Annotated in this window: 11 protein-coding genes and 7 pseudogenes; 6 read left to right on the forward strand and 12 right to left on the reverse strand. The window is 54.0% G+C overall.

Annotated elements, in window-relative coordinates; translation table 11 throughout:
• Positions 1 to 44 precede the first annotated feature (44 nt).
• Positions 45 to 143, forward strand: a pseudogene (locus tag GBC03_01075) (peptidase M23).
• Here the strand turns inward: GBC03_01075 and GBC03_01080 are convergent.
• Entirely contained in the window at positions 112 to 1401 is a 1290-nt protein-coding gene (locus GBC03_01080) for an ISL3-like element ISPpu12 family transposase (protein QFS68884.1), read from the reverse strand. The pseudogene GBC03_01075 and the gene GBC03_01080 sit on opposite strands and share 32 nt — an antisense overlap.
• Before the next feature lie 21 nt (positions 1402 to 1422).
• Positions 1423 to 1842, reverse strand: a complete 420-nt coding sequence (locus GBC03_01085; protein QFS68885.1) for a signal peptidase II — start codon at positions 1840 to 1842, stop codon at positions 1423 to 1425.
• A 58-nt stretch (positions 1843 to 1900) separates the two neighbouring features.
• Here GBC03_01085 and GBC03_01090 point away from each other — a divergent pair, with 58 nt between their 5' ends.
• On the forward strand, positions 1901 to 2605 hold the full coding sequence (locus GBC03_01090; protein ID QFS68886.1) for an IS6-like element IS26 family transposase: 705 nt from the start codon (positions 1901 to 1903) through the stop codon (positions 2603 to 2605).
• Here the strand turns inward: GBC03_01090 and GBC03_01095 are convergent.
• A pseudogene (locus GBC03_01095) lies at positions 2551 to 2664 on the reverse strand (adenine-specific DNA-methyltransferase). The gene GBC03_01090 and the pseudogene GBC03_01095 sit on opposite strands and share 55 nt — an antisense overlap.
• A gap of 86 nt (positions 2665 to 2750) precedes the next feature.
• Here GBC03_01095 and GBC03_01100 point away from each other — a divergent pair.
• Positions 2751 to 2924 (forward strand): annotated as a pseudogene (locus GBC03_01100) (DUF4158 domain-containing protein).
• Positions 2925 to 2956: 32 nt separating this feature from the next.
• On the opposite strand, the gene merR reads toward GBC03_01100, so the two are convergent.
• Positions 2957 to 3412 (reverse strand): Hg(II)-responsive transcriptional regulator, encoded by a 456-nt coding sequence (gene merR / locus GBC03_01105; protein ID QFS68887.1) that lies wholly within the window; start codon positions 3410 to 3412, stop codon positions 2957 to 2959.
• Positions 3413 to 3483: 71 nt separating this feature from the next.
• Between merR and GBC03_01110 the strand changes: the two are divergent.
• Positions 3484 to 3831, forward strand: a pseudogene (locus GBC03_01110) (mercuric transport protein MerT).
• A 57-nt stretch (positions 3832 to 3888) separates the two neighbouring features.
• Here GBC03_01110 and GBC03_01115 read toward each other — a convergent pair.
• From GBC03_01115 to GBC03_01135, 5 genes and pseudogenes are all read right to left on the reverse strand, one after another.
• Positions 3889 to 5147: pseudogene (locus GBC03_01115) on the reverse strand (ISL3 family transposase).
• A 21-nt stretch (positions 5148 to 5168) separates the two neighbouring features.
• Positions 5169 to 5681: a signal peptidase II gene (locus tag GBC03_01120; protein ID QFS68888.1), complete on the reverse strand. Its 513-nt coding sequence runs from the start codon at positions 5679 to 5681 to the stop codon at positions 5169 to 5171.
• A 3-nt stretch (positions 5682 to 5684) separates the two neighbouring features.
• Entirely contained in the window at positions 5685 to 6434 is a 750-nt protein-coding gene (locus GBC03_01125; GenBank protein QFS68960.1) for a hypothetical protein, read from the reverse strand.
• Between the two features lie 126 nt (positions 6435 to 6560).
• Positions 6561 to 7610, reverse strand: a complete 1050-nt coding sequence (gene rsgA / locus GBC03_01130) for a small ribosomal subunit biogenesis GTPase RsgA (protein QFS68889.1) — start codon at positions 7608 to 7610, stop codon at positions 6561 to 6563.
• Between the two features lie 50 nt (positions 7611 to 7660).
• Entirely contained in the window at positions 7661 to 8899 is a 1239-nt protein-coding gene (locus GBC03_01135; protein ID QFS68890.1) for an IS110 family transposase, read from the reverse strand.
• Between the two features lie 349 nt (positions 8900 to 9248).
• On the opposite strand from GBC03_01135, the gene GBC03_01140 reads away from it, so the two are divergent.
• Entirely contained in the window at positions 9249 to 9953 is a 705-nt protein-coding gene (locus tag GBC03_01140; GenBank protein QFS68891.1) for an IS6-like element IS26 family transposase, read from the forward strand.
• On the opposite strand, the pseudogene GBC03_01145 reads toward GBC03_01140, so the two are convergent.
• A pseudogene (locus GBC03_01145) lies at positions 9899 to 10030 on the reverse strand (adenine-specific DNA-methyltransferase). The gene GBC03_01140 and the pseudogene GBC03_01145 overlap by 55 nt on opposite strands.
• Positions 10006 to 10179 (reverse strand): annotated as a pseudogene (locus GBC03_01150) (transcriptional regulator). Before GBC03_01150 ends, GBC03_01145 begins: the two co-directional pseudogenes overlap by 25 nt.
• Positions 10180 to 10340: 161 nt before the next feature.
• Here GBC03_01150 and GBC03_01155 point away from each other — a divergent pair.
• Positions 10341 to 11999 carry a CoA-disulfide reductase gene (locus GBC03_01155; protein ID QFS68892.1) on the forward strand — a complete coding sequence of 553 codons (1659 nt, stop codon included), beginning with the start codon at positions 10341 to 10343 and terminating at the stop codon, positions 11997 to 11999.
• Between the two features lie 265 nt (positions 12000 to 12264).
• Here GBC03_01155 and GBC03_01160 read toward each other — a convergent pair whose 3' ends face one another.
• Entirely contained in the window at positions 12265 to 12906 is a 642-nt protein-coding gene (locus GBC03_01160) for a resolvase (protein ID QFS68893.1), read from the reverse strand.
• Position 12907: the final 1 nt, after the last annotated feature.

Genomic DNA, 12907 nt, shown 5'->3' on the forward strand with positions numbered 1-12907 from the left:
TATTATCGCTCATGGCGACCAAAACGACTATGATACACGCTATTTTATATTAAGGGTATACGGATTTAATGGTTGATGGGGCACCTTCACCCCATCAATCTGATACCACCCTCAGATGGTTGATAGATCGACTCCGTAGTTGAGTTCCTCTGCGAAGTCCGGCAGTCCGTAACCGATGGTTTTCTTGTAGAAAGGAGAGACCTTCGCAGTCGGTGCCTTCTTCTTGTGCTTCGTGGTGTAGAGCATTCGTGCCCGCATCACCTCGAAGGAGTAACCGCGCCCTTCACGGTTCTTGTCCTTGGCCAGTCGGTTGATGGACTCCGTGTAAGCGTTGGTGACGGGCATGTCCGTCTCGAAGTAGGTCATGGTCTCTTCGCGCCAGTTTCCCACTGCCCTGACCAGATCGCTCCAGACTTCCTTTTGGCCCTTCGGGATGGTGGCTATCCACTCGTCCAGGGCGGCTTCTGCCTGGAGCCGTGTGGTGGCGTCCCAGATGCCGTAGAAGCGCTCCTTGTGCTCGTAGGCGGCCAGCAGTTGCGGGAACGCGCCTGTCCAGGTCTCCATGATGAGGCGCTCCCGGTCTGAGACTTCGTGAGCGCGTTTCAGCAGGATTTTCCGGTCTCCCTTGAGAGTCCGGCTCTGGGACGGTTTCAGCTCCTTTCTGAGGCCCTTGCGCACTCTCTCTAGGGCATCGTTGGCCATGCGCACCACATGGGACTTATCGACCACGATACGGGCCTGGGGCAGCACAGCCTTGACCGCTGCCCGGTAGGGGTTCCACATGTCCATGCTGACGATCTCGACCTTCTGCCGGTCTTTCAGCTTCATCAGGTAGTTGGTCACCACGTTCTGGCGGCGGGTGGCCAGCAGGTCGAGCAGGGTTCGCTCCTCAATGTTGGTCAGAATGCAGCGGTAGCGCTTGTTCAGGTATAGCTCGTCAATGCCCAGGATGCGGGGCGTCTCGAAGCGGTGCCAGCGCCCCAGGAACTCGGCGCGGGCGTTGAAGATGTCGCGCACCGTCTTCTCGTCCAGGCCGGTCTGTGCCGCCACAAAGGTGTAGGGGTGGTTGAAGGATTCCTTCTCCACGTACTCATGCAGCCGCAGTGTCATACGGAATCCGTCCACCATCTCCGGTAGCTGGGGCCTGAATGTTGTCTTGCAGGCCCGGCAGGTGTATCGGCGGCGGACCACCCAGAGAGTGACCCGCTTGCCGTGGATGGGCAGATCACGATAGGGAACGTCACGCTTGCCGAACCGTACGAACTCACCCTGCACGCCGCATTCCTCGCAGGCGATGGGATCGGGCACGTCCACCTGGAAGTGCATTTCGTCGTCGGTTGATTTGCAGCCCAGTACTTGGTATTGCGGCAGGTGAAGGATGTTGTCGGGAAGTTCGGTCATGGTGTTGTATAGGCGTAGGTGTCAGTCAGATCCATCCGGCTCGGCATTGGTGTTTGCTTTTTTACCCAACAAGCTGCTGGAAACGAAAAGTAAGGCACCGAGGACAATTGCAATATCAGCCAGGTTGAAGGCCGGCCAATGCCAGTCTCGCCAATAGAAATCAAAGGAATCCACAACATAGCCGCGAAAGACCCGGTCAATCAGGTTGCCCATGGCGCCACCGAGGATAAGACTGTAAGCGATGGCTTCTCCTTTATGACGATTTTCAAGGATCAGCTTGATCAGAAAAATCGAGACCACTACCGCGATTCCGATAAAAAAGTAGCGCTGCCAGCCTCCACCATTCGCAAAAAGACTGAATGCGGCACCGGTGTTCCATAGGTGCACCCAGTTAAAGAACGGGGTCACCGAAACATACTCGCCATAGGCCATTGATGGCACTGTTGCAAATAGTCGGTGGTGATAAACTTATCATCCCCTTTTGCTGATGGAGCTGCACATGAACCCATTCAAAGGCCGGCATTTTCAGCGTGACATCATTCTGTGGGCCGTACGCTGGTACTGCAAATACGGCATCAGTTACCGTGAGCTGCAGGAGATGCTGGCTGAACGCGGAGTGAATGTCGATCACTCCACGATTTACCGCTGGGTTCAGCGTTATGCGCCTGAAATGGAAAAACGGCTGCGCTGGTACTGGCGTAACCCTTCCGATCTTTGCCCGTGGCACATGGATGAAACCTACGTGAAGGTCAATGGCCGCTGGGCGTATCTGTACCGGGCCGTCGACAGCCGGGGCCGCACTGTCGATTTTTATCTCTCCTCCCGTCGTAACAGCAAAGCTGCATACCGGTTTCTGGGTAAAATCCTCAACAACGTGAAGAAGTGGCAGATCCCGCGATTCATCAACACGGATAAAGCGCCCGCCTATGGTCGCGCGCTTGCTCTGCTCAAACGCGACGGCCGGTGCCCGTCTGACGTTGAACACCGACAGATTAAGTACCGGAACAACGTGATTGAATGCGATCATGGCAAACTGAAACGGATAATCGGCGCCACGCTGGGATTTAAATCCATGAAGACGGCTTACGCCACCATCAAAGGTATTGAGGTGATGCGTGCACTACGCAAAGGCCAGGCCTCAGCATTTTATTATGGTGATCCCCTGGGCGAAATGCGCCTGGTAAGCAGAGTTTTTGAAATGTAAGGCCTTTGAATAAGACAAAAGGCTGCCTCATCGCTAACTTTGCAACAGTGCCTTTTCGAGAATCGCAATGCCTTGATTCCCGTGCCGCGCCGGTTGCCTTGGCGGGCTTGTCACAAACCTACGTTTTCAAGAAGAAGGAAACCGCATGCCCCGCCGTTCGATCCTCTCCGCCGCCGAGCGCGAAAGCCTGCTGGCGTTGCCGGACACCAAGGATGAGTTGATCCGTCACTACACGTTCAGCGAAAGCGACCTCTCCATCATCCGGCAGCGGCGCGGCCCGGCCAATCGGCTGGGCTTCGCGGTGCAGCTCTGCTACCTGGGGTCGTCTCAGAATTCGGAAAATAAAGCACGCTAAGGCGTAGTCACCCCGTGACTCCCCCGCGCCGATGCAGCGAGCTTCGTTCCGTCTTGCAGTGACGCAATCAGCGGGCAGGAAACGTTCCCTTTCCGCGCGTGGCAGGCGCACACCAGTTCAGACAGCACGGCCTCCATGCGTGCCAAGTCGGCCATCTTCTCGCGCACATCCTTGAGCTTGTGCTCGGCCAGGCCGCTGGCTTCCTCGCAATGGGTGCCATCCTCCAGCCGCAGTAGCTCGGCGATTTCGTCCAGGCTAAAGCCCAGCCGCTGGGCCGATTTCACGAACCGCACTCGTGTTACATCCGCCTCGCCATAGCGGCGAATGCTGCCATAGGGCTTGTCTGGCTCCGGCAGCAGGCCCTTGCGCTGGTAGAACCGGATGGTCTCCACATTGACCCCGGCCGCCTTGGCAAAAACGCCAATGGTCAGATTCTCAAAATTAATTTGCATATCGCTTGACTCCGTACATAACTACGGAAGTAAGCTTAAGCTATCCAAACCAAATTTGAAAGGACAAGCGTATGTCTGAACCACAAAACGGGCGCGGCGCGCTCTTCGCCGGTGGGCTGGCCGCCATTCTTGCGTCGGCCTGCTGCCTGGGGCCGCTGGTTTTGATCGCCTTGGGGTTCAGCGGGGCATGGATCGGCAACCTGACGGTGCTGGAACCCTATCGCCCGATCTTCATCGGCGCAGCGCTGGTCGCGCTGTTTTTCGCCTGGCGGCGCATCTACCGCCCGGCGCAAGCCTGCAAACCGGGTGAGGTCTGCGCGATTCCCCAAGTGCGAGCTACTTACAAGCTCATTTTCTGGATCGTGGCCGCGCTGGTCCTGGTCGCGCTCGGATTTCCCTACGTCATGCCATTTTTCTATGGGTATACGGATTTAATGGTTGATGGGCACCTTCACCCCATCAATCTGATACCACCCTCAGATGGTTGATAGATCGACTCCGTAGTTGAGTTCCTCTGCGAAGTCCGGCAGTCCGTAACCGATGGTTTTCTTGTAGAAAGGAGAGACCTTCGCAGTCGGTGCCTTCTTCTTGTGCTTCGTGGTGTAGAGCATTCGTGCCCGCATCACCTCGAAGGAGTAACCACGCCCTTCACGGTTCTTGTCCTTGGCCAGTCGGTTGATGGACTCCGTGTAAGCGTTGGTGACGGGCATGTCCGTCTCGAAGTAGGTCATGGTCTCTTCGCGCCAGTTTCCCACTGCCCTGACCAGATCGCTCCAGACTTCCTTTTGGCCCTTCGGGATGGTGGCTATCCACTCGTCCAGGGCGGCTTCTGCCTGGAGCCGTGTGGTGGCGTCCCAGATGCCGTAGAAGCGCTCCTTGTGCTCATAGGCGGCCAGCAGTTGCGGGAACGCGCCTGTCCAGGTCTCCATGATGAGGCGCTCCCGGTCTGAGACTTCGTGAGCGCAGTCCGGCTCTGGGACGGTTTCAGCTCCTTTCTGAGGCCCTTGCGCACTCTCTCTAGGGCATCGTTGGCCATGCGCACCACATGGAACTTATCGACCACGATACGGGCCTGGGGCAGCACAGCCTTGACCGCTGCCCGGTAGGGGTTCCACATGTCCATGCTGACGATCTCGACCTTCTGCCGGTCTTTCAGCTTCATCAGGTAGTTGGTCACCACGTCCTGGCGGCGGGTGGCCAGCAGGTCGAGCAGGGTTCGCTCCTCAATGTTGGTCAGAATGCAGCGGTAGCGCTTGTTCAGGTATAGCTCGTCAATGCCCAGGATGCGGGGCGTCTCGAAGCGGTGCCAGCGCCCCAGGAACTCGGCGCGGGCGTTGAAGATGTCGCGCACCGTCTTCTCGTCCAGGCCGGTCTGTGCCGCCACAAAGGTGTAGGGGTGGTTGAAGGATTCCTTCTCCACGTACTCATGCAGCCGCAGTGTCATACGGAATCCGTCCACCATCTCCGGTAGCTGGGGCCTGAATGTTGTCTTGCAGGCCCGGCAGGTGTATCGGCGGCGGACCACCCAGAGAGTGACCCGCTTGCCGTGGATGGGCAGATCACGATAGGGAACGTCACGCTTGCCGAACCGTACGAACTCACCCTGCACGCCGCATTCCTCGCAGGCGATGGGATCGGGCACGTCCACCTGGAAGTGCATTTCGTCGTCGGTTGATTTGCAGCCCAGTACTTGGTATTGCGGCAGGTGAAGGATGTTGTCGGGAAGTTCGGTCATGGTGTTGTATAGGCGTAGGTGTCAGTCAGATCCATCCGACTCGGCATTGGTGTTTGCTTTTTTACCCAACAAGCTGCTGGAAACGAAAAGTAAGGCACCGAGGACAATTGCAATATCAGCCAGGTTGAAGGCCGGCCAATGCCAGTCTCGCCAATAGAAATCAAAGGAATCCACAACATAGCCGCGAAAGACCCGGTCAATCAGGTTGCCCATGGCGCCACCGAGGATAAGACTGTAAGCGATGGCTTCTCCTTTATGACGATTTTCAAGGATCAGCTTGATCAGAAAAATCGAGACCACTACCGCGATTCCGATAAAAAAGTAGCGCTGCCAGCCTCCACCATTCGCAAAAAGACTGAATGCGGCACCGGTGTTCCATAGGTGCACCCAGTTAAAGAACGGGGTCACCGAAACATACTCGCCATAGGCCATTGATTGTTGCACCAGCCATTTTACGGCCTGATCAGACGCTGCCAGCAGGCCCGATATGGACAATAGGGCATACGGCGAGAGCTTTTTGCCAATAATGAGCATTATTTAACCCTTCAACGCCAAAATGCGTCTGGCACCGTTAAGTACAATGCCCCCCACGATGGTGCCGATAATCAGATCCGGATAATTGGACCCGGTCCACGCGACCAGAGCGCCGGCGGTGATGACCCCCAGGTTGATCACCACGTCGTTGGCCGAGAATATCCAGCTTGCCTTCATGTGCGCCCCGCCCTCCCGATGTTTGGATATGAGCAGCAGACAACTGGTATTGGCAATCAATGCGACGAAGGCGATCGCCATCATCATCAGCGATTCAGGCTCACTACCGAAAACAAAGCGTCGCACCACCTCGACGAGTACGCCGATAGCCAAAATCAGTTGCAGTACCCCTGCCAGATGCGCGGCACGTACCTGCATTTTCGCACTGCGCCCTACGGCATAGAGAGCCAGGCCATAGACGGCTGCATCGGCAAACATATCCAGGGAATCAGCGATCAGGCCGGTAGACTGGGCGATCAGGCCAGCAGTCATTTCCACCACGAACATGATCGCATTGATACCGAGCAACACGCGCAGAGTGCCTGACTCCTGCGTAGCAGAGACTGCCGAGCTCTCAGCGGCCTTGATCGTCTCTGGGTCGGCAATGACGGTTTCCTGAAGCGAGGCGCCTAGCCCCAAGGTCGCCAGTTTCGCGGTAATGGGCTCAGCCTCGCCGTCATGCACGACCTTCAACCGGCGGTTCGACAAGTCGAAGGACAGTGGCCAAAGCCAGCCCCAGCCAGCCAGACGGGTCAGCGCCAGCTTGGGTAACCAATACTGCAATTTAATTTTGATGCTATCCAGCATATTAACCTCGTGAATCGGGGTAAAGGGCGCGCATTGTAACCGTGGCTCCGCCACAGTCAACGCCGCCCGGTATTATCAGCCTGCGGCGTCGGTAAAGTTCTTGCGAACCTTCACGGATGCCATGCTTTCCAGAATGCGATGGTAGTTTTCAAAACGCTCTTTCGCGATATCGCCTTTCTCCATCGCTCCACGGATGGCGCAGCCTGGGTCGGTGTCGTGGCGGCAGTCGCGGAATTTGCAACCGCCCAAATAGTCACGGAATTCGACATAGGCTTGAGTCACTTGTTCCGGCTCCAGATGCCACAGACCAAACTCACGCACACCCGGTGAATCGATCACATCGCCGCCGTGCTGGAAATGGTACAGCCGCGCGGCGGTGGTGGTATGTTGCCCGAGGCCTGAGACATCGGAAACCTGATTTACCAGAATTTGCTTATCGCTCGGTGGCAGCAGGGCATTCAACAGGCTGGATTTACCCACCCCGGACTGGCCGGCAAAGATACTGATGCGATCAACCAGCGCTTGTTCAAACGCTTCCATGCCTTCACGCGTCTGGCTGGAGACTTCCAACACCCGATAGCCAATATGGCGATAGATATCCATCATGCCGTCGACGTGCTTGCGTGCTTCGGCATCCAGCAGATCGATTTTGTTAAGTACGATCAGCGGTTCGACCTCCAGTGTTTCACAAGCCACCAGGTAGCGGTCGATCATATTCAGTGACAGCTCTGGCAGGATCGCGGAAACGATGACGATCTGATCGATATTGGCAGCGATGGGTTTCACGCCGTCGTAAATGTCGGGACGATTCAGGACGGAAGTGCGTTCATGCACGGCCTCGACGATGCCTTTGACCCCTGCATGGGTGCCGACGCCTGGGCGCCACACTACGCGATCGCCGGTCACCAGCGAACGCAATGTCCGGCGGATATTGCAGCGGTGCTGGGTGCCATCCGCGGCTTCAACGTCGGCGTGCATGCCGAAACGGCTGATGACGATGCCGTCTTGCGGCTCGCCCAGTTGGGAATCATCCAATTCCGGTTTCTTATCTGTGCGTTTCAGACGACGTTGATGGTTCGCCTGCACGCGGCGTTCTTGACCTTTGGACAGTTTGTTCTTGCTCACTGCGCCTCACTTGAATCCGCTTCACGCCCTGAGACATTCGACAAGCTTTTTTATGGCTTCAGTAAGGGCGACTTTCGCGCTTCCAGTGCCAGCAAATACTTCGCTTCATCGTACTGGGTCTTGGTCTTCCAGCAGCGGTAAATGATCCTTATCCATTTGAAGGCCAGAGCCCGGATTGCAGACTGGTGAGATTTTCCTTTTTCTCGCAGTCCCCGATAATAAAGTCTGGCCCAGTATGATGAGTTAACCGTCTTGGCAGCCCATTCAACAAAGGTTTGCCGGACGAACTTGGCACACTGCCATCGCCAGTGAACCCAGGATTTCTGGCCACTTCGTTCTGTCACCGGTGCAATACCTGCGTAGTTTTGAATTTCTTCAGCGCTGTTAAACCGGTCACGGTTATCACCAAGTGCAGCAAGCATTCGTGGTCCCAAACACGGCCCCATGCCCGGAAGTGATTTGAACAGCCCCGAATCTGGCAATGTGTCAAACAGCGTTTCGATTCGTTCGTCATAGGTTTTGATGATTTCACTCACGACTTTAATTTGTGTCGCCAGTGCTGTTGCCATCAAAGCATTAGCCTCTATAACACTCGGGTCTGTCGTCAACGGAATGGCGTTATCAATACTCACAACACGCTGCTCGGTAAGGGCCATTGCGCGGCCACCTTTGGCATTGAGAAAGTTGCGGATCGTGTCTCGCCTGGCTCGTTTTAGTTGTTGCAGACTGGGCCATCGCATAATCAGTTCACACAATAGCAAGCTACCCCGATGTGAGAACCACTCCAGGGGCTGAGGATAATACTGTTTGAGTGTGTTGATTAGCCGGTTCACAAAACGGCGCTTATCTTCAACCAACTGACGACGCTGCTCAACCAGTTGCTGGAGTAACCGGATATCGGCATTGTCGGGTTCAATGGCTTTTATCTTTTGGGGATAACGCAGCATTAACTCTAATGCCAGCTCGGCATCCTGCGGGTCATCTTTAGCACCGCTGGGCGAGAAGGCTTGCCGGTAACGAGCCAGAGACAAAGCGTGGACGGGGAAAACGGTGATAAATGGATATTTCTGAAGAGCATACACCACGGGACCTTTCTTCAGCTCAACGGCGATAGCGATCCTGCCTTTTACCTTCTGGTGTAACTCGGTAAGCCAGACATCAAGCGCTTCCGGCGTATGTTCAATCACATGGAATGTGCGTTCACCGTTTTTAAACTGAACACAGACATCGTGCTTTTTATCTGCCCAGTCCAGACCAACGTGCGCAGCAAATTGATTAGTCTCAGTCATCACCAACTCCTTTTTATCGGGGATTGGTATGCATTCCACGCTCTTCGAAAGAAATATAGCCAGCAGTTATCTGCATGCCCTGAGTATTCGTTAGCGAACGTGGAGCACCTACTGGCTCGAAAGAAAAGCGGCGATCATCGCATGATTCTCGCTCAATATTCGTAACCAGTAAGCGCATACCCTGAATCACTTCAAAGTGTAATTCTCAGGGTGCGAATGACTATATATCGCTCAAAGCTGCCTGTCAAAGTGGTCAAGCTTCACATAGCTCAGAGGTACAAAAAATGGCACTGTTGCAAATAGTCGGTGGTGATAAACTTATCATCCCCTTTTGCTGATGGAGCTGCACATGAACCCATTCAAAGGCCGGCATTTTCAGCGTGACATCATTCTGTGGGCCGTACGCTGGTACTGCAAATACGGCATCAGTTACCGTGAGCTGCAGGAGATGCTGGCTGAACGCGGAGTGAATGTCGATCACTCCACGATTTACCGCTGGGTTCAGCGTTATGCGCCTGAAATGGAAAAACGGCTGCGCTGGTACTGGCGTAACCCTTCCGATCTTTGCCCGTGGCACATGGATGAAACCTACGTGAAGGTCAATGGCCGCTGGGCGTATCTGTACCGGGCCGTCGACAGCCGGGGCCGCACTGTCGATTTTTATCTCTCCTCCCGTCGTAACAGCAAAGCTGCATACCGGTTTCTGGGTAAAATCCTCAACAACGTGAAGAAGTGGCAGATCCCGCGATTCATCAACACGGATAAAGCGCCCGCCTATGGTCGCGCGCTTGCTCTGCTCAAACGCGAAGGCCGGTGCCCGTCTGACGTTGAACACCGACAGATTAAGTACCGGAACAACGTGATTGAATGCGATCATGGCAAACTGAAACGGATAATCGACGCCACGCTGGGATTTAAATCCATGAAGACGGCTTACGCCACCATCAAAGGTATTGAGGTGATGCGTGCACTACGCAAAGGCCAGGCCTCAGCATTTTATTATGGTGATCCCCTGGGCGAAATGCGCCTGGTAAGCAGAGTTTTTGAAATGTAAGGCCTTTGAATAAGACAAAAGGCTGCCTCATCGCTAACTTTGCAACAGTGCCCGGCTGAGTGATACCGACCGCCGCTTCCAGCCCGGCCACATTCGCTTCCCCCAGGCTTAACTGACACATCAACAGCAACCGGTCGCTGTTGGCCAGTCCCCGTAAGACATCTGCTGCCCTCAGGGCCGCATTCTTCATATCTGTCTGACGTTTTGTGTCTTCATTCATGAGCATTGCTGATTTCTCATACTATGTGTTTTTATATAATATAATTTAGTATACTGACGGTATCGTAATTTTGCCATCGTGTTCGTCAGGTCTGCAGCGTCCTGCCGGCCCGGGGAAACGATTATATCTGGCAGGCATTTTTGCCCCGGGTGAACAGAGAGGATGTAATGAAAATAGTGATTGTTGGTGGTGTTGCCGGCGGGGCATCCGCTGCAGCCAGAGCTCGTCGGTTATCAGAGGATGTCAGTATTGTTGTGTTTGAACGGGGAAGCGATGTCTCTTTCGCCAACTGTGGATTACCTTATCATATAGGCGGAAAAATTCCTTTAAGGCAGTCACTGATTCTGAAAACCCCGGAGGATTTTAAATCCCGCTTTAACATAGACGTCCGTATCTGTCATGAAGTGACGTCAGTGGATCCGGTTAATAAAACGGTGACGGTTAAAAATCTGACCTCAGGGGAGGTCTATAGCGAAGAATGGGATCGTCTGCTCCTCAGTACCGGCGCCGCTCCGGTTGTCCCTCCTTTGCCCGGGCTACAGGAAGAGGGTGTCTTTACGCTGCGAAATCTTACTGACATGGATGCTATCCTGGGGTGGATTGAGCAACATCACGTAGCTCACACCACGCTTGTCGGGGGGGGATTTATCGGACTTGAAGTGATGGAGGCTCTGAGCGAACGGGGGATCAGTGTGACCCTGCTGGAGATGGGGGAACAGGTTATGGCTCCGGTTGATCCTGAAATGGCATCTGCCCTGCATCAGGAAATCCGGAGTCATGGCGTGGATCTGCGTCTCAGAACGGCGCTCACCGAGGTACTGCGGACAGAGACGGGATTCCGCGTTGCACTGTCTGAGGGTGGGTTTCTGCAGACCGACATGGTTATTCTCGCCATCGGGGTAAAACCTGAGAACAGCCTTGCCACAGGAGCCGGGCTCGCAGTGGGTAAACGGGGAGGCATAAGCGTCAATGCCTGTATGCAGACCAGTATCCCTGACATCTACGCCGTGGGGGATGCCGTTGAAACCCCAGACTTTGTCTTTCAGGAACCCGCTAATTTTCCTCTGGCAGGGCCCGCCAACCGCCAGGGACGCATTGCTGCTGATAACATGCTAGATCGTCACAGCCTTTACCATGGCAGTCAGGGGACATCCATTTGTAAGGTATTTTCGCTGAGTATTGGCAGCGTCGGTGCGAATGAAAAGCAGCTGAAAGTTCATGGCACCCGATACGAGAAGGTTTACGTCCATGCCGCTGATCATGCCGGTTACTACCCGGGGGCAACGATGATCAGTCTGAAACTGCTGTTCAGCCCCGATACCGGTAAAATTCTCGGGGCTCAGGCATCAGGGAAAAAAGGGGTTGATAAACGCATCGATGTCCTGTCTGTCGCACAGCGCGCGGGGCTTACCGTCAACGATCTCGAACATCTTGAGCTGACTTATGCTCCACCTTTTAACAGTGCAAGGGACGTCGTTAACCAGGCTGGTATGGTGGCGACAAATGTAATGAAAGGAGATACGGTCATATGTCATGTCAGCGATGTGTTACAACGGGAACCGGGCAGTTATTGTTTACTTGATATTCGCTCTCCTGCCGAACTGAAACAATTTGGTGAATATCCTGACGCGCTATCCATCCCTCTTGATTCCCTGCGGGAAAACCTTGGAAAATTGCCTAAAGATAAAGAAATTTTTATAGGATGTCAGAGTGGCCTGCGCGGGCATGTGGCATACCGTATTCTGCAGGCTCACGGCTTCCGGACATATAATCTGAGTGGTGGTTTCATAACCTGGCAGACGGTAACGGAGTCAATGAGTAAATAAGAGATGAAGTGCCATACACACATGGCACTTCATCTCTCCAGATTCGTTGAAAACACATATTATATGGAATAGAAAATCTACAAAAATTATTAACGCCTTGAATGGCAGCTATAAGCGCATACCCTGAATCACTTTAAAGTGATTCAGGGTGTGAATGACTATTTTTGGATTTGGCACACAGCGTACTTCCAGGCTGCTAGTCATTAACAAGCCCTAACTATGACGCCTATGCAATGATCGCAATAAACACCGTTATTCCAGCCTTTCAGGAAAATTCATTATTTTTATACAGCGCTTGTATCCGACATACCTGCGAAGCACTGTAACCTGTTGCATCTGCGGTTTCACGAATACTCAATTTCTTAACCTGCCGATAATACAGTACTTTCTGGTGACGCTCCCGATCAGCTTGCTTACCTTGGTATTTACCTAGTGTATGAGCCCGTTCAATCCCCTGTTTTTGCCGCTGGCGGCGGCTCAGCCAGTCCTTATGCGACATCGCGGCCATCAGGTCGATTAGCATGTTATTGATGGCGGTTATTACTGCGCGAGTAATCGGGTCCGCCTGCGAAGGATCTTTATCTGACAGCGCCTGCCATGAGGTGGGCACATCAAGACTGACAATCCGCAGCTCATGTTTTTCTATCTGCTTTTTCAGCGTCATCCAGTCGCTGTTGCTCAGACGGGTCAGACGGTCTATCTGTTCGACCAGCAAGATATCATTGTGGTGACTGTCCATCAGTAAGCGCCCCAGCTCAGGGCGATCAAGTTTTGTGCCGCTGATATTCTCCCGGTAGTAGCTGGCGATTTTATGTCCCCGCTGCTGAACGAACTGCTCCAGCATCTCTTTTGCCCGGTCAGCGAACTGATCTTCCGTCGATGCCCTTAAATAAGCTCTGATGAACATT

It is taken from the genome of Citrobacter telavivensis (assembly GCA_009363175.1).
Classification (GTDB): domain Bacteria; phylum Pseudomonadota; class Gammaproteobacteria; order Enterobacterales; family Enterobacteriaceae; genus Citrobacter_A; species Citrobacter_A telavivensis.

Coding starts and splice junctions, on each gene's coding strand:
- GBC03_01160 (QFS68893.1), bottom strand. CDS start 12,906: ATGTTCATCAGAGCTTATTTAAGGGCATCGACGGAAGATCAGTTCGCT.
- GBC03_01090 (QFS68886.1), top strand. CDS start 1,901: ATGAACCCATTCAAAGGCCGGCATTTTCAGCGTGACATCATTCTGTGG.
- GBC03_01080 (QFS68884.1), bottom strand. CDS start 1,401: ATGACCGAACTTCCCGACAACATCCTTCACCTGCCGCAATACCAAGTA.
- GBC03_01155 (QFS68892.1), top strand. CDS start 10,341: ATGAAAATAGTGATTGTTGGTGGTGTTGCCGGCGGGGCATCCGCTGCA.
- GBC03_01140 (QFS68891.1), top strand. CDS start 9,249: ATGAACCCATTCAAAGGCCGGCATTTTCAGCGTGACATCATTCTGTGG.
- GBC03_01135 (QFS68890.1), bottom strand. CDS start 8,899: ATGACTGAGACTAATCAATTTGCTGCGCACGTTGGTCTGGACTGGGCA.
- GBC03_01120 (QFS68888.1), bottom strand. CDS start 5,681: ATGCTCATTATTGGCAAAAAGCTCTCGCCGTATGCCCTATTGTCCATA.
- merR (QFS68887.1), bottom strand. CDS start 3,412: ATGCAAATTAATTTTGAGAATCTGACCATTGGCGTTTTTGCCAAGGCG.